The organism is Chloroflexota bacterium, from assembly GCA_026389585.1.
Classification (GTDB): Bacteria; Chloroflexota; Dehalococcoidia; order UBA2247; family RBG-13-53-26; genus JAPLHP01.
This window is the reverse complement of sequence record JAPLHP010000030.1, coordinates 1-15,864: the sequence shown is the minus strand read 5'-3', so window position 1 is coordinate 15,864 and position 15,864 is coordinate 1. Positions and strand designations below refer to the sequence as shown.

Below are 15,864 nucleotides of genomic sequence, written 5' to 3'. Positions count from 1 at the left end.
GTCTCTCATTGTACTACTTGGTCTTCAGTTGAGGAAAGAGGATCACTTCGCGGATCGACTGCTGATTGGTAAGAAGCATTACCAGTCGATCAATACCCACCCCAAGGCCGCCCGTAGGAGGCATGCCATGCTCCATGGCCAGGATGAAATCTTCCTGGTAACATTCTGCCTCTTCATCTCCGAAATGATCTCGCCATGCTTCTTGAGCAAGAAAGCGATTAGCCTGCTCTATCGGATCATTGAGCTCAGTGAAGGCATTGGCGAATTCCATGCCGACAGCAAAAGCCTCAAACCGCTCTACTACTCTCGGGTTGTCGGCCTTGGTCTTGGCCAAGGGGGTGGTTTCCACCGGGTAGTCCATCAAGAAGGTTGGCTGAACAAGGGTGGGTTCCACGAAGGTGGAAACCAGCTTGTCTACCAGATAGGCTGGGCTCATAGTCTGATCAAGCTCTATGCCTTTTGCTTGCATGACTCGGCGCAAATCTTGACCGCCGTCTTTGAGGCATTCATCAAGATCAATGCCGCAACTTTGGAGAACGGCATCACGCAGTGTCTGGCGCTTCCAGGGAGGAGTGAAGTCGAGTGTGTGTTCCCCAAATGTGAGTCTGGTGGTCCCCAGTACTTCCTGGGCGATGTGCGAGACCATGTTCTCGAGCATGTCCATCACATCATGGTAGTCGGCGTAGGCCTCGTAACTTTCCAGGGTAGTAAACTCCGGATTATGCTTGGTGGAGATGCCTTCATTTCGGAATATGCGGCCGATCTCGTAGACCTTGTCGAAGCCACCTACGATGAGCCTTTTGAGGTAGAGTTCTGTGGCAATGCGCAGGTAAAAGTCCTGATCCAGGGCTTGATGATGGGTAACGAATGGTTGTGCCCTGGCTCCCCCGGCTATGGGTTGGAGCACTGGGGTCTCCACTTCGATGAAGCCCCTGTCGTCAAGGAAGCGACGGATGGCAGCAATAACGCGGCTGCGCACCAGAAAAATCTCCTTCGTAGGTTGATTGGAAATGAGGTCCAGGTAACGCTGGCGATAGCGCTTCTCGACATCAACCAGCCCGTGCCATTTCTCCGGCAGAGGTTGGAGTGACTTAGCGAGCATCGTGAAATCGGATACGTTGACAGTGATTTCGCCCCTGTGCGTTTTGAATAGTTCCCCACTGACGCCGATGATATCTCCAAGGTCTAGTTCCTGCACTAGCCCATATCTTTCCTCGCCTATTTGCTTGCTACCGAAGTAGATTTGGATCTTGCCTGAGCCATCCTGCAGATCGATGAATGTAGCCTTACCCATATTGCGGTGAGCTACAATGCGGCCGGCCAGGCTTACTGCTAATCCTGCGGTCAGCGCGTTTTGTTCGCACAGGCCTTTGGCTTGCTGAGCTGTGTGAGTGCGGTGATAACGATTGGGGTAGGGATTAATACCCCGCTCGCGAAGCCGTTGCAGTTTATCGAGCCGCTGCTGGGTTATGCTTTCTAGTCTTTTGGTCATTGGCTTCAGTGAATAGCGACTATTATAAGGTATCTCTTGTGCATGCTGCAAAGGTTGTGCCCAGATTTTGACTCAGAACGAAGCTGCATAGTATACTTAAAACCGTCCATGATAAGTATCTGTGACATGGCACGGGCGAGATGGAAAATTGGGGCCTTGCGGCTAAGTTCATCGGTATTGGATGGTATATCGGTATATCGATTGTCGGCGGGATCCTCGGTGGGCTTTGGCTTGACAGGAAGTTTGGGTATTCGATAATATTTACTTTGGTTGGACTCTTTCTTGGGTTGGTGGTGGCTGCCTTTGGAACCTATAGAATGATAGTGCCGCTAATTAAGGAGCAGGAAGACAAGAGCCGGGAGGACAAGCAGTAGTGTCCAAGCGTGGATGCTCTATCATCGGCCTTGTAATTGTAGTCCTTTTCATATTTGGCTTAGCTGGCGGTGCCATAGGCAGGGGCCTCAATATTAAGCTGCTGCCACAAATTCTCAGTGTCCCGGTACTTGAAGTTCACTCGTTCTTCCGTGGTGATGTACTCTTCCAAGCTGGCCCTCTGCCGATTTCCAATACGCTACTTGCCTCCTGGATCACCATTATTGTGGTTGTGGCTCTCTCGTTTGCCGCTACGCGCAAGATGAGGATCATCCCTCGCCGTTTGCAGGGTCTGTTTGAAACAGCCCTGGAAATGCTCTTGAACTTCGTAGAGAGTGTTGCCGGGCACAAGAACGGTCGCCGGTTCTTCCCTGTGATTGCTACTATCTTCATCTTTGTGATGTTCAATGCCTACCTTGCCCTTCTTCCCTTTTATGGGCCTGGTATCTTTGTCAAGGAGGCAAAAGAGGTTGTGTCCCCGGTAGCTGGGACGGTTGAAGGGCTTGTAGTGCCTGCTGAGGGGGAGACGGTGGTCAAGGTCAATGAAGGAGACGTGGTATTTCAAGTAAACACCGGATCCACCACTGAGGATGTTACGGCCCCTAAGACTGGTGAAGTAGAGTATGCTGTTGCTGAAGGTCAATCGATCTCAGTTGATGAGCCTGTGGCCGAGATTGTGAGCCGGCCGCCATTGTTCCGCTCTGCCAGCACAGATATCAACATGACCCTGGCTCTGGCAGTCATGGCGGTCTTATTCATCGAGTTCTGGGGATTGACTGGCAGGGGATTCCGTCACTATATCACCGAGTATGTCAATCTGGGAGAGCTTGTCCGGGGCATAAAGCTGTTATTCAAGGGCAAGATTGTTGATGCCATCATGGCCTGTGTCACCGGTGTGATCAATGCCGTTATCGGTGGCCTGGAGGCCATAAGCCATATGACCCGGATGATCAGCTTCGCCTTCCGTCTCTTTGGCAATATGACGGCAGGGGAGATATTGGTCTTGTCAGCTACGTTCCTCGTCCCTTGGGTAATGGCCATACCCTTCTACGGCCTGGAGCTTCTTATTGGCTTCATTCAGGCCCTTATCTTTGGAGGGCTGACTCTGGTATTTGCCAGCATAGCTGTTTCCCACGGGAGTGAGGAGCATGGGTAATTTTACTAAGAGAGAAGGAGGTAAGTAGATGGACCCAGTTGTAGCCAAGTATCTAGCCGTAGCGATCACAGGTAGCATTGGCCTCTTAGGTCCGGCACTAGGATTGGGCCTGATAGGGTATGCCACCGTGACGGCGCTAGGACGCAATCCAGAGGCCAGAGGCGCGATCTTGACCAACATGATCCTGGTAGCGGCGTTGACAGAGGCTATCGGTATCTATGCCCTGATCGTGTCGATCATTATTGCCATGGTCTCCAAAACAGCAACAGCATAAGAGTAACTTCAGGAGGGATGAAACATGGAAAATGAGAGTCTGCCAGTACCGATACTGGTTTTCGTACTTGCAGTATTCTTGAGTGCGATGATCTTTGTCGGGGTGATGGCGATCACGATTATGTATCTAAGCACGACACATCCACTAGTAGCTACACCGTAGCCAGTAGTCCGGTCAATCTGTATGAAGAGGAGCTAAAATGCTCAATGACCTTGGAATAAATCTACCAAGTCTGTTGGCTTTCATAATAAACTTCTTTCTCTTGCTTGGGCTGCTGACGCTGGTCTTGTATAAGCCTATCACGAAGATGCTGGATCAGCGGGCAGGCAAGATAAAGGAGAGTCTGGATCAGGCGGAGCGCATCAAACAGGAGATGGCTCATGCTGAAGAGACCGTGAAAGCTCAGATTGAGGCTGGACGCAAAGAGGGCCAGGCCATCATGGCTCAGGCTTCGCAGACATCAGATAGGCTCAAGGAAGAGGCCAGGGCTGAGGCCAGGAAAGAAACAGAGGCTCTCATTGCCAAAGCCAGGGCTGAGATTGCCATGGAGAGAGAAGAAAGTTTCAATCAACTGCGTCGGGAGTTTGCCGATCTGGCAGTTCTGGCGGCAGAGAAGGTAATTGAACAGTCCCTGGACAAGAAAGTGCACCAGCAGCTAATTGACAAGGTTTTAAAAGAAGGACTTGCTTCCAAGAAGAGTGAATTGAACTAGAACAATGGCTAAGGGTATTTCAGGCAGACGGCATGCGCAGGCAGTTTTTCTAATTGCCTTAGAGACCAATCAATTGGACAGATGGCAGGCTGACCTGGAGAGTATAGCCAGTGTTTTGCACGATCCGGAGATAGGCTCCTTTCTGGAGAATCCCAAGGTTAGTTCAGAAAGAAAAAGAGAGCTACTGCAGCAGGCTCTCAAGGGTGTTACACCTACGGCAATGAATCTGGCGTATCTCCTGGTTGCCAGGAATCGCCTCCACATAGTCCAGGGCATTGTGGCTGAGTACAGACGTTTGTCATATGCTCACAAGGGGGTAGTTGAGGCAGAAGTGGTTACGGCTATCCCCATTGGTGACCAAGAAGAAGAGATCATTGGGAAGGGCTTGGCTGAGATCACTGGCAAGACAGTAATGCTTGGTGCGAAGGTGGATCCTGAAATCATAGGGGGCTTGGTGGTCAGGTTGGGGGATAAGTTGCTGGATGGAAGTGTCCGCACCAGGCTTCAGGAATTGAGAAGAAGCTTGGCGTGATTCATCTGGAGGATGTTTGGTATTTGAGGCGCTGGTTCCCGGTGCAAGGGGTTGTTTGGTTGTGCCAACAGGAGTTGTGTTGGAGGTGAGATAGTATGGTCACTCGTGGTGAAGATATAGTCTCTGTCATCAAGCGGCAGATAGAAGAGTTTGGCACCAGAGTAAGCATGGTCGATGTAGGTACTGTGGTGCAGGTGGCTGATGGTTTAGCCCGCATCCACGGGCTGTCGGGTGCCAAGGCTAACGAACTGCTGCAGTTCCCCAATAGCATCATGGGGCTGGCCCTCAACTTGGAGGAAGACGCAGTAGGAGCGGTCATTCTTGGCGATCCCTTATCGATCAAAGAGGGTGATGAGGTTCGATGCACGGGAAGAATCCTGGAAGTGCCTGTGGGTGCAGGCCTCATTGGTCGGGTGATCGATCCTCTGGGAGTACCGCTTGATGGTAAGGGCCCTGTTAAGTATGACAAGGTGCGTCCCTTGGAGAGAGTGGCACCGAACGTTGTCCGGCGTGCGCCGGTAAATGTCCCGGTTCACACCGGTATCAAGGCCATAGATGCCATGATACCCATCGGACGTGGGCAGCGTGAGTTGGTCATCGGTGACCGCTTTACCGGCAAGTCAGCAATTTGCCTTGACACGATTGTCAGTCAGAAGGGCGGGAACCTTATCTGCATTTATGCAGCAATTGGACAGAAGACCTCAAAGGTGGCTCAGATGGTAGCCATTCTGGAATTCTATGGTGCTATGGAACATACCATAGTGGTGTCTGCCGGTGCCTCTGACCCTGCCTCCATGCAATACCTTTGTCCTTATGCTGCCTGTGCCATAGGCGAAGAGTTCATGGAGCAGGGGAAGGATGCCCTGGTTATCTATGATGATTTGACTAAGCATGCTTGGGCCTACCGTCAGATTTCCCTGCTGCTGCGCCGTCCCCCGGGACGTGAAGCCTATCCAGGTGATGTTTTCTATCTTCACAGCCGTTTGCTGGAGAGAGCAGCCAAGCTTGCTCCAGAATACGGTGGCGGATCTCTTACCGCTCTCCCTATTATCGAGACGCAGTTGGGTGACTTCTCAGGGTATATCCCCACGAACGTGATATCTATCACTGATGGCCAGATCTATCTGGAGACGGATCTTTTCAATGCGGGCATCCGCCCGGCCCTGAATGTGGGTTTGTCAGTGTCAAGAGTGGGTGGGGCGGCACAGACGAAGGCCATGAAGAAGGTGGCTGGGAAACTCAGGATGGAGTTGGCGCAGTACCGCGAACTGGCTGCCTTCGCCCAGTTTGGAGCTGCTGACCTGGATAAGGCAACCAGGGCTCAACTGGACAGAGGTCAGAGGAGCACTCAGATTCTCAAGCAGCTCCAATTTAGCCCCTTGCCTTTGGAGAAAGAGATAATTACGCTTTATGCTATTACCAGTGGTTATGTAGATGATGTGCCAATAGGCAATGTAACGGCTTTCGAAAATGATCTTCAGAAATTCATGGAAACGAGCCATCCTGAGATAGGCAAATCCATTGCCAGTAGCAAGGACTTGACGCCGGAAACAGAAGAGGCATTGAAGAAGGCATTTGTTGAGTTCAAGCAAAGTCGGGCACGCTAGGAGAAGAGGCGAGACTTCTGGTCTGTGCCGAGAAGAGGGATTAATACTGGAGCAGATAAGAGACAATGGCTAACATACGTTTGATTCGGCGGCGTATTCGGAGCGTTCAATCGACAGCTAAGATTACCAAAGCCATGGAAATGGTGGCTACGTCCAAAATGCGGAAGGCTCAGGATCGCGATTTAGCCGGCAGGCCTTATGCTGAGAAAATTCAGCAAGTTTTGGCCGATCTGGTTGCACAGCAAGGAGGCAGGATTCACCCCTTGCTGGAACGACGGGAAGTGAAGAAGATCGAGATAATTCATATCACGCCTGATCGTGGTTTGTGCGGAGGCCTGAACGCCAATATGAACCGAAGCACAGCAAGTTTCATATTGGAGCATGTCTCTCCCTCTGTGATGATCACGGTAGGTCGCAAAGGCAGGGACTACATGCTGCGCTACGGTCGCGAGGTTCGGGCCGAGTTCACCGGAATTGGAGATCGGCCTTCCCTTGTTGATACCCTGCCGATGTCCCGCATTGTCATTGATGACTATAGCAATCGATTTGCCGATGTGGTCTATCTGGCCTATACCCGGTTTGTCAGTACCATGACTCAGCGGCCAGTGCTGCAGCAATTGCTTCCTGTCGAACCAGCCAAGAGAGAGCGTGGCGGTGAAGCAGAGTATATCTATGAGCCCGGCAGAAAATCAGTGCTGGCAGAACTTCTCCCCCGGTTTGTGGAGATGCAGGTATACCACGCCATTCTGGAATCGATTGCCAGCGAGCAGTCGGCGAGAATGGTAGCCATGCGCAATGCCACTGATAACGCTAACGAACTTGTCCAGGATTTGACCTTGGTGTACAACAAGGCGCGCCAGGAGATGATCACTAAGGAACTTCTTGATATCACTGGTGGAGTAGAGGCAATAGGCTAGGAGGTAGTAATCATTATGGCCAAGGGTAGAGTCGCTCAAGTAATTGGCACGGTAGTTGATATTGAATTTCCTCCTGAGGAGTTACCGCCACAGTACAATGCCATCGAAATCACTAGTAATGGAGAAAAGATGGTACTTGAGGTTCAGGCCCACATCGGTAATAACTGGGTAAGGTGCTTGTCCATGGCTCCGACCGAGGGCCTGGAGCGGGGCATTGAGGCTATTGACACAGGTGCTCCTATAGCTGTTCCTGTGGGCAAGGCCACCCTCGGCCGATTGTTCAATGTCATGGGTGAACCCCTGGATAACCTCGGTGAGGTCAAAGCTGAGCAACGTTGGCCGATTCACCGTATGCCGCCCGCTTACGAGGATCAGGAAACCAGTACCGAGATGCTGGAGACCGGACTCAAGGTGATTGATCTGATCACTCCCTTCACCAAGGGCGGGAAGATAGGTGCCTATGGCGGCGCCGGCGTAGGGAAGACAGTCATCATTCAGGAGCTTATCCATAGTATCGCCACCGTTCACGGTGGTTTCTCTGTTTTTGCTGGAGTTGGCGAGCGCTCCCGTGAAGGAAATGACCTCTGGCTGGAGATGAAGGCGTCCGGTGTTATCAACAAAACGGCGCTTGTTTTCGGACAGATGAATGAGCCGCCTGGAGTTAGAGCCCGCATTGCGCTGACTGGTCTGACTATGGCGGAGTACTTCCGGGATGTTGAAGGTCAGGACGTATTGCTGTTTATTGACAACATCTACCGCTATGTCTTGGCCGGCATGGAGGTATCGGCATTGCTGGGACGTATGCCGTCAGCCGTAGGCTACCAGCCGACGCTGGCTACAGAGGTAGGCGAGTTGGAGGAAAGGATTACTTCGACCAAGAAGGGGTCCATCACCTCCTTCCAGGCTATCTATGTTCCTGCTGACGACTATACTGACCCCGGTATAGTCACTACCATGGGCCACCTTGATGCGGTGATTGCCCTGGAACGTTCCATCGCAGAGATGGGAATCTATCCGGCTGTGGATCCTCTGTCTTCCACTTCCCGCATTCTTGACCCGAAGATAGTGGGCGAAGAGCATTATGGTGTGGCTAGAGGTATCCAGAGGGTGTTGCAGAGATACAAGGAGCTTCAGGATATCATCGCTATCCTGGGCATTGAGGAGTTGTCTGAAGAAGACAAGCTCACTGTGGCCCGTGCCCGGCGCATTCAGAGGTTCCTCTCTCAGCCCATGTTTGTTGCGGAAGCCTTTACCGGCACAGAAGGGAAATATGTGCCTATCAAGGAGACCGTGCGCGGTTTCAAGGAGATTCTGGAAGGGAAGCATGATGCTTTGCCTGAGCAGGCATTCCTACTGGTAGGGACGATAGATGAGGCGGTTGAGAAAGCAAAACGTCTAGGAATGTAGTCATGGCCATACTGAAATTAGAGATTGTCACTGCAGAGGGCCCGGTGTACTCTGGCGAGGCGGATACTGTGATCGCTCCAGGGGTGATGGGACAGTTCGCTGTCTTGCCTCATCATGCTGCTTTCATGACCATGCTTGAGCCTGGTGAACTCTGCATTAGACGATCTGGTGAAGAGATCTTTATGGTTGTAAGCGGCGGCTTTCTTGAGGTGCTGGACAATAAAGTGGTAGTTCTGGCTGATACTGCTGAGCGTGCTGATGATATTGATGCAGCTCGTGCTGAGGCTGCCAAGCAACGGGCTGAAGAGCAACTCAAACACCCCGGAGAGGGAGTAGATCTTGCGAACGCAGAGGCTGCCCTGCGGAGATCTCTGGCTCGTCTCAAAGTTGCTGGGCGAAGAAGAAGGAAGGAAAGGAAGTCTATCTAGGGGCTTTCAAACCTAGAGGATTTCGAGTTGAACTCGAACCCCTTCCCGTACTGCCGCCACCCTGAGTAAGGTGCGCATTGCTTGGGCCACCCTTCCCAGCTTCCCGATGACCCTACCTCTGTCCTCTGTGGCCACCTGAAGCTTGAGGATGACGTTACCAGCGCTGCTCTCTTCGTTTACGACCACAGCATCGGGCAGCGTCACTATAGACTTGGCAATGTATTCTACCAGGTCCTTCATGCTACCCCTTGGTTGGCTTGGCTGGCTTTAACGGCCTGGGGCTTATTGACGACCCCCAGCTTTGAGAGCAATCTGGCCACTGCCTCGCTCGGCTGGGCGCCACGCTGTAGCCACTTGAGTGCCCCTGCTTGGTCGATAACCACCGTCTCTGGATCGGTCAGAGGATTATAGTGTCCGAGTCTCTCTAAATAGGCACCGTCTCTAGGTGATCGAGAATCTATTACCACCACGCGATAACTAGGTTGGTTCTTGGCTCCCACTCTTTGAAGTCTCATTCTTACCATAGTGCTTGTATTATCAGGCGTTATTCACAAATTGTCAACATTGATGTGTACAGCGGAATATTCTAAAGAGTTTCTGTTCAACCAGGCTTTTGGAATGGATACTATGTCCTAGCACAAGACAGCATCTGAGTTAGTAGCTCTTATGATAAAATACCATTTAGATAGTCGGGGTCAAGTGAACTTGAGGAATACGGAGGTGTTATCATGCCAATAATAAGAGTAGAAATGTGGCCAGGCAGAACCCATGCTCAGAAGGCGGAGCTTGCCAAACGTATCACCGAGGCTGTAGTAGGTGTGGCTCACACCACACCTGATGCTACTATAGTTATTTTTGAGGATGTGGCCAAGGAAAACTGGGCCATAGGCGGAGTGCTTGCCTCTGATACCAAGTAGATCTGGAAAATGCAGAGAGTTCCTCTCTACTTCTCTTTCTTCTCTTTGGCTTCCTCTACAGGCGTTGGGGCTGCTTCAGCAGCACCCTCAGTCACTGCCTCTGCCTCTACCACCTTCTCCACCTTTTCCACCTTCTCGATGGCCAGCAGCGCAACTCGCACTATAACGTGCTCAGGGTCGTCTAGAACGGTAATACCCTCAGCGAGCGAGATGTCTTTCACGTGAATGGATTGGTCTTCTTCTGCAAGAGAGCTTATGTCTACCTGGACATTTGCCGGAATACTGTCAGGGAGGCATTCAACATTAAGTCTGCTCAGTTCGCGTACCAGCATGGTTCCCTTTAATCTCAAAGCTGGCGCCTCTCCAATCAGAGTGATGGGAACGTCAACCTTTATCTTCTCTGTCATGCTGACCTGGTAGAAGTCCACGTGTATTATCTCACCAGACAGCGGATGCTTCTGGACCTCGCGAACAACAACGCTTCTCAACTTCTTGGCTCTGTCCAGTTTGAGACCAATGAGCCTTGTCTTACCAGAGTGAGCCAATACATGCTCAAGCTGTGTTGTGTCGCACTGTAGAGCCAGTGGCTCAGTGTCGTGACCAAACAGGTGCACCGGGGTTATACCCTGGCGGCGTAGAAATCTAACCTTTTTGCCCAGAAGTTTGCGGCCAGTGGCCCGCAACTCTACTTGCTCCATCCATCTCTCCTTTTATCTACCAACTCCAGACTGCTGCCAGGCCAGAGTGAAAAATAGGCATCTCTTTTGCTTCTTGTTGCTAATGATACATCAATGTACGGGAGATGAGCAAGGATGCTGTCTCTAACTCTGAGCAAGGAAAGCCAGCAATATCCTGTTGAAGGAATCCCGTTCCTTTCGGTGAGGGGCATGGCCATACCCAGGGAAGACCTCCAATCGTGCCTGTGGTATCAACTGCTTGGCTTTGATGGCCCCAGCCAGGGGATAGTAGGGATCATAACGGCTCCATACCATGAGGGTTGGCACTTTGAGCTCGGACAGCTTATCCAGGCACATCCAGTCTGCATATGCCCCATTCTCCTTAATGAATCTGGGGTATGGTTGTGGGTGGCGCATTAACCTGCGCAGACTCCAAGAAGCACTGCCCAGGAAGCTTCCCAATCGACCCAGCTTGCTGAATCCTGCTGTATCAATGAGCACAAGTCTGCTCACCATCTGGGGGTGAAGAAAAGCAATTTCCAGACCTATCCTCCCGCCCAGGGAGTGGCCTACCATTACGGCGGAATCTACGCCCAGAGTTCGAAGGAACTCTACAGTGGATTCCACGAAGTCAGATAGACGGTAGCCATCCTCATTTCTATCGCTCGAACCATACCCTGCAAGGTCGGGAGCGTATAAAGTATGAGTGATTGAAAGGGCAGCCATAGTTTCTATCCAGTCGCTTGAGTCACTGGAGCCGCCATGTAATAGGACCACTGGTGGGCCACTGCCTGCCTTACGGAAGTAAATATGCGAATCCCCGACCTTCAGTCTGTGACCGTTCGTAGGCCCTCCATCCTGAGGGTCAGTCGAGTTCTGGGGGCAAGTTGTCATGCGGCTTATTAAATAATGATAGGCAACATGCGGCTCTGATGCAAGGCGCTTTTGTTGTTATCAACCTTTATCTATATCTACAGATCAGGACGAGATGCGTGCTCTGGAAGTGTATAATTTAAGCAGTACTCTGGAAGCCAGAACATCTTTGAATGGCGGGGTAGCAATTGTCTGCATTCGGATATGCCGGAAAGATACTGAAGGTGGATTTGTCCTCGGGGAATACCAGTGAGGTCTCCACGATGGACTACGCTGGCAGATTTCTTGGAGGAAGAGGCCTTGCTGCTAAGGTCTACTGGGATGAGGTTCCGCCAGAGGTTAATGCCTTTGATCCGGCAAACAGGCTGATATTTGCCAATGGCCCCTTGGCGGGAATCCCGGTACTGGGTGGATCGAGGTGGACCATCTGTGGAAAATCACCTGTGCCCACCCCTCAGCAGTTCTGCTACAGCAACCTGGGGGGACGGTGGGGAGCCGAGCTAAAATTCGCTGGCTACGATGCCATTGTGGTTCAGGGCAAGTCGGAAAGTCCGGTTTACCTTTTTCTTCACGATGGTATGGCTGAATTGAACGATGCCTCTGCGGTATGGGGAAAAGGGGCCATTGAGACGAGGCAAACCCTGAAAACCAGATTGGGAAGCTCGGCGCGAGTAGTATCCATAGGCCCTGCTGGTGAAAACATGGTTACCATGGCCAGTATGCTCGCTGATAATGATGCCAGCGGCTCCGGGGGACTGGGAGCTGTAATGGGTTCAAAGAAGCTAAAGGCCATTGTGGTAGAAGGTGACAAGAGGCAGGTGAAGATCGCCAAACCGGAAACACTGGGAGAGCTGACCAGATACTTTCGTGGATTGGAGAGAGGCGTTTTCACTGCATGGGGTACGGATTTCCAGGTAACCGGGCCCGGAACAAAGAAGGACCCCTGCTATGGCTGTCTGGGCAACTGCCTCAGAGTAGTGCACAGCGCTGAGAATGGGCAGAAGGGGAAGTTCATGTGTCAGTCAGCCCTTTTCTATCAGCCATGGGCCTACAGATATTATGGCAGCCAGAACGATGTCCCCTTTTACGTCAATAGACTCTGTGACGACTATGGGATCGATACATGGGCCATTGATATGATGCTGGCTTGGCTGAACAGATGTTACAGAGCCGGCATACTCACCGACGAGAACACCGGCATACCCCTCTCCAGCCTGGGCAGCCTGGAGTTTATGGAGACCCTCGTCAGGAAGATATCGCTTCGGGAAGGCTTTGGAGATATCCTGGCTCAGGGCATGGCGAAAGCTGCCCGCTCCATAGGCACCGGGGCGGAATCGCAGATCAGGCATAGTGATCCATACGATCCCAGACTGTATATTACGACAGCGCTGCTATGGGCCACTGAGCCGAGGGAGCCCATACAGCAACTCCATGCCGTTGGTCTTCCTCTGGCCCAGTGGGTAAGCTGGGTCAACAAGGTCAAGGAGGCTCATGTCTCCACCGGGGTACTGCGTGCTATTGCTGAGAGATTCTGGGGAGGTGAAATAGCCGCCGATTTCTCTACGTGGGAGGGGAAGGCCATGGCGGCCAGGAAGATCCAGGATCGGGAGTATGCCAAGGAATGCCTTGTCCTTTGTGACTGGGTATGGCCTATCATGGACAGCAAACATTCCCGTGACCATGTAGGCGATCCTACGCTGGAAAGCCAGATCCTTTCGGCTGTCACCGGTGATGAAGTGGATGAAGAGGGACTCTACCGTGTCGGCGAGAGAGTCTTCAATTTACAGAGGTCGATACTGGTTAGAGAGGGGCGTGGGGGCAGAGAAGATGACAAACTGCCCGACGATTGGCACATCAGGCCCTTAAAAGCGAACTCGACGAACACTGAGTGCATAGTACCTGGAAAGGCAGGGGCGGTGATCTCGCGGAAGGGTGCGGTAGTTGACAGGGCGGAGTTTGAGAGGATGAAAGACGAGTACTATCAGCTCAGGCAGTGGGACGTCGCGACAGGGCTCCAGACAAGGGCTAAACTTGAGGAACTGGGGTTGGGTGATGTTGCCAATGACCTGGAGGGCAAGGGCCTGATAGCAAAGGGTTAAGGAGGCAGAAGGGCTGGTCAAAATGGATTGGTATACTTGTCTGGAAGAGATTCATGCGTCTGCATGATAGGTGATTTGAAGTTGAACGATGTCCCTGCAGTGAAAGTAGTTTCTTTCGATATGAACGGAACCGTTACAGGAGGCAGGTTTACTGAGCTTGTTTGGAGCGAAGGTATCCCTGGACTGTACTCCCTGAGAAAGAAAATACCTCTGGAACAGGCCAAGAAGTGTGTGTTTGAGGAATATGCCAAATTGGGTGAAGGAAGAAGAGAGTGGTATGACATCAAGTACTGGTTCAGGTTCTTTGATCTGGGAGAGAACTGGAATGGGCTATTGAAAAGTCTCGAACATGAGATAATGACCTTTCCAGAGGTACCTGCAGTCTTGGAGCTATTGGGCAAAGAGCATCAGCTTGTTGTGACCTCAAATGCTTCGAGAGAGTTTACTGATATCGAACTCGAGGCCTGTGGTGTGAGGGCATACTTTATGAGTGTCTTCTCCGCTGCCTCGGATTTCGGTGAGGTGAAGAAGACCCCCGATGTCTACCTGAAGGTATGCCAACTGCTTGCTGTGAAGCCTGAGCAAGTGGCCCATGTTGGGGATCATTACACCTTCGATTTTGTTGTACCAAGGCAACTTGGTATCCACGCCTTCTATCTTGACAGGCAGGGTAAAGAACAAGGAAACTTTGTCGTCCATGACCTGGCCGAGTTTAGCCAGAGAATCCGTTCAGGGTAGTGATTCCCTTGTTCCGGTGCTTAGTTGCAGGAATAGGCGTTATTTACTTTGTGGGAGGAGACCCGCTTGCCCATTGTGTCATTCTGAGCGCAGCGAAGAATCTCGGTTGTTATGCTGACTTGTGCAACCAGGCACTAGTATAGTTGTGTGATTTGAATGCATATTGGACTCTTGTCAGATACACATATCCCTGATGATGCGTCGGAGCTGCCACACAGTATAAAGCACGTCTTCGATGGGGTTGACCTTATCTTGCATGCTGGGGATATCTATACCTCCTCGGTTCTCGATGAACTAAGTGCTATTGCGCCGGTGCTTGCTGCCAGAGGGGATGATGATTCCGGGGAAGTGCTGAGAGACGAGCGCGTGAAGTGGAAGCACGTCTTGAAGCTGGAGAACCATACAATATGGCTCATTCATGAAATGCCCTATCCATACCCCGTGGCGTCATGGCGTTCAGGGACCCTTAGGGTTGGAAGTGACTACAATGTCCCTGACATTGTAGTATTCGGTCATGATCATTGCACCATCGTAGAGCGACATGACCGGGTTCTGATGGTCAACCCTGGCAGCCCCACGTTCCTCAACTATCGTTGTGGGCCTGGGACTGTGGCCCTGCTCGATATTATGTCAAGTGAAGCCCAGGTCCGCATTGTGGAATTGTAGTGCAGGCCTGTCTCTCTGGTGCCCCTACTGTTTCAGCCCCGTTCCTGCTTGCCCATTAGTAAGAGACTTCATAAATGCCACAGCATAGAAGGCCTATGCTTCCCCGCCGTCACCTTGAAGCGGTTTCATTACTGACAAACTGATACGTTGGCCTACCATGGACTCACGCAGGCAGGGTAGCCTTAAGGGTAACGTCGTTTGAGGTCACCCTGATTCCTGATTGCTCCCTCTTCAACCAGCTCCTGCAACCCTTTACCGGTTGTGGGGAATTTACTATCTTCGGGGGCTGAAGTGGCTGATGCGGGCCTGAGTATTTCCTCGGCCTTTGATTCTGCGAGTGCTATTAACCCTCTGAGTTCCTTGGCATCATGTTCCAGCGATCGAGCACGTGTAATTGCCTCATCCTTTTCTCTCTCAAGCAATCTAACGCGTGCCAGAGCCTCATCCAGTTTTTGAAGTAGTGTTTGCTGTGGCATTTGGTCTCCTTTCTTTTGATTTGTTACAGTGGCTGTGCGGCCTGTAAAGGTTGCTGCTGAATATCCTGTCGGGATTCGTCAGCTTTACCTTCTAGCTAAGATAGAGTCTACTGGTGTGATCTCACATTCATATCTCAAGAGGAGCTTTGAAGTTCACAAACTATTCTCCTTCAGGAGCGAGCCGGGATGATCACCAAGAGTGGGTGTCATCCTTCCGCAGAAGGATCACCCATGACCGTGTCATTCTGAGCGCAGCGAAGAATCTCGGTCGTTACGCTGATTCGTGCAACTAAGCACTAGCCTGAAGTTCCCCCCTATTTGAGGGACAGCCAGGCACGATCCAGGAACGGAGTGGGCGGCATTATGTAGCCACGAGTATGTCTGTCAAGACTCTTTAGAAATGACCTCTTTCTTGACTCATTAGAAATGTCCCATATTGGTTCCTGCTAACTATAGTTCCAGGCAGCCTTGCGTTTGAGAGACCTCAAGCTCATATGCCTCCAAGGGTGATCCGGGGAAGG

General features: G+C 51.6%; 19 protein-coding genes. 13 read left to right on the top strand and 6 right to left on the bottom strand.

Annotated elements, in window-relative coordinates; translation table 11 throughout:
- Window positions 1-13 precede the first annotated feature (13 nt).
- The gene (gene lysS, locus NTZ04_02420) at window positions 14-1,492 is read right to left on the bottom strand and encodes a lysine--tRNA ligase (GenBank protein ID MCX5991175.1); all 1,479 of its coding nucleotides are present in this window, start codon (window positions 1,490-1,492) and stop codon (window positions 14-16) included.
- A 140-nt stretch (window positions 1,493-1,632) separates the two neighbouring features.
- On the opposite strand from lysS, the gene NTZ04_02415 reads away from it, so the two are divergent.
- The 9 genes from NTZ04_02415 (at window position 1,633) to NTZ04_02375 (ending at window position 8,897) form a co-directional block, all read left to right on the top strand.
- Complete coding sequence (locus tag NTZ04_02415) at window positions 1,633-1,866, top strand: AtpZ/AtpI family protein (GenBank protein MCX5991174.1); 234 nt, start codon at window positions 1,633-1,635, stop codon at window positions 1,864-1,866.
- Window positions 1,866-3,020, top strand: coding sequence for a F0F1 ATP synthase subunit A (locus NTZ04_02410; protein MCX5991173.1), 1,155 nt, complete (start codon window positions 1,866-1,868; stop codon window positions 3,018-3,020). Before NTZ04_02415 ends, NTZ04_02410 begins: the two co-directional genes overlap by 1 nt.
- Before the next feature lie 28 nt (window positions 3,021-3,048).
- Window positions 3,049-3,294 (top strand): ATP synthase F0 subunit C, encoded by a 246-nt coding sequence (locus tag NTZ04_02405; protein MCX5991172.1) that lies wholly within the window; start codon window positions 3,049-3,051, stop codon window positions 3,292-3,294.
- Between the two features lie 199 nt (window positions 3,295-3,493).
- Entirely contained in the window at window positions 3,494-4,006 is a 513-nt protein-coding gene (atpF, locus tag NTZ04_02400) for a F0F1 ATP synthase subunit B (protein MCX5991171.1), read from the top strand.
- Between the two features lie 4 nt (window positions 4,007-4,010).
- On the top strand, window positions 4,011-4,538 hold the full coding sequence (gene atpH, locus NTZ04_02395) for an ATP synthase F1 subunit delta (protein MCX5991170.1): 528 nt from the start codon (window positions 4,011-4,013) through the stop codon (window positions 4,536-4,538).
- Between the two features lie 95 nt (window positions 4,539-4,633).
- Window positions 4,634-6,145: a F0F1 ATP synthase subunit alpha gene (atpA, locus tag NTZ04_02390; protein ID MCX5991169.1), complete on the top strand. Its 1,512-nt coding sequence runs from the start codon at window positions 4,634-4,636 to the stop codon at window positions 6,143-6,145.
- A 65-nt stretch (window positions 6,146-6,210) separates the two neighbouring features.
- Entirely contained in the window at window positions 6,211-7,062 is an 852-nt protein-coding gene (atpG, locus tag NTZ04_02385) for an ATP synthase F1 subunit gamma (GenBank protein MCX5991168.1), read from the top strand.
- A 15-nt stretch (window positions 7,063-7,077) separates the two neighbouring features.
- Window positions 7,078-8,469 (top strand): F0F1 ATP synthase subunit beta, encoded by a 1,392-nt coding sequence (gene atpD / locus NTZ04_02380; protein MCX5991167.1) that lies wholly within the window; start codon window positions 7,078-7,080, stop codon window positions 8,467-8,469.
- A gap of 2 nt (window positions 8,470-8,471) precedes the next feature.
- The gene (locus NTZ04_02375; GenBank protein ID MCX5991166.1) at window positions 8,472-8,897 is read left to right on the top strand and encodes a F0F1 ATP synthase subunit epsilon; all 426 of its coding nucleotides are present in this window, start codon (window positions 8,472-8,474) and stop codon (window positions 8,895-8,897) included.
- 12 nt (window positions 8,898-8,909) lie between these two features.
- Here NTZ04_02375 and NTZ04_02370 read toward each other — a convergent pair whose 3' ends face one another.
- Window positions 8,910-9,137 carry a KH domain-containing protein gene (locus NTZ04_02370; GenBank protein MCX5991165.1) on the bottom strand — a complete coding sequence of 76 codons (228 nt, stop codon included), beginning with the start codon at window positions 9,135-9,137 and terminating at the stop codon, window positions 8,910-8,912.
- Window positions 9,134-9,421 carry a 30S ribosomal protein S16 gene (gene rpsP / locus NTZ04_02365; GenBank protein MCX5991164.1) on the bottom strand — a complete coding sequence of 96 codons (288 nt, stop codon included), beginning with the start codon at window positions 9,419-9,421 and terminating at the stop codon, window positions 9,134-9,136. The genes NTZ04_02370 and rpsP overlap by 4 nt, the downstream gene beginning before the upstream one ends.
- A 204-nt stretch (window positions 9,422-9,625) precedes the next feature.
- Here rpsP and NTZ04_02360 point away from each other — a divergent pair, with 204 nt between their 5' ends.
- A complete protein-coding gene (locus NTZ04_02360; protein ID MCX5991163.1) occupies window positions 9,626-9,814 on the top strand; it encodes a tautomerase family protein in 189 nt (62 codons plus the stop codon).
- A 26-nt stretch (window positions 9,815-9,840) separates the two neighbouring features.
- Here the strand turns inward: NTZ04_02360 and NTZ04_02355 are convergent, their stop codons facing one another.
- Both NTZ04_02355 and NTZ04_02350 read right to left on the bottom strand, forming a co-directional pair.
- Entirely contained in the window at window positions 9,841-10,512 is a 672-nt protein-coding gene (locus tag NTZ04_02355) for a 50S ribosomal protein L25 (protein ID MCX5991162.1), read from the bottom strand.
- 123 nt (window positions 10,513-10,635) lie between these two features.
- Window positions 10,636-11,385, bottom strand: a complete 750-nt coding sequence (locus NTZ04_02350) for an alpha/beta hydrolase (protein MCX5991161.1) — start codon at window positions 11,383-11,385, stop codon at window positions 10,636-10,638.
- Window positions 11,386-11,552: 167 nt separating this feature from the next.
- Here NTZ04_02350 and NTZ04_02345 point away from each other — a divergent pair, with 167 nt between their 5' ends.
- The 3 genes from NTZ04_02345 (at window position 11,553) to NTZ04_02335 (ending at window position 14,867) form a co-directional block, all read left to right on the top strand.
- The gene (locus NTZ04_02345; GenBank protein ID MCX5991160.1) at window positions 11,553-13,463 is read left to right on the top strand and encodes a hypothetical protein; all 1,911 of its coding nucleotides are present in this window, start codon (window positions 11,553-11,555) and stop codon (window positions 13,461-13,463) included.
- A gap of 63 nt (window positions 13,464-13,526) precedes the next feature.
- Window positions 13,527-14,201, top strand: coding sequence for an HAD family hydrolase (locus tag NTZ04_02340; protein MCX5991159.1), 675 nt, complete (start codon window positions 13,527-13,529; stop codon window positions 14,199-14,201).
- Between the two features lie 156 nt (window positions 14,202-14,357).
- Window positions 14,358-14,867, top strand: a complete 510-nt coding sequence (locus NTZ04_02335) for a metallophosphoesterase family protein (GenBank protein MCX5991158.1) — start codon at window positions 14,358-14,360, stop codon at window positions 14,865-14,867.
- 182 nt (window positions 14,868-15,049) lie between these two features.
- On the opposite strand, the gene NTZ04_02330 is transcribed toward NTZ04_02335, so the two are convergent.
- Window positions 15,050-15,343, bottom strand: coding sequence for a hypothetical protein (locus NTZ04_02330; GenBank protein MCX5991157.1), 294 nt, complete (start codon window positions 15,341-15,343; stop codon window positions 15,050-15,052).
- Window positions 15,344-15,864 lie beyond the last annotated feature (521 nt).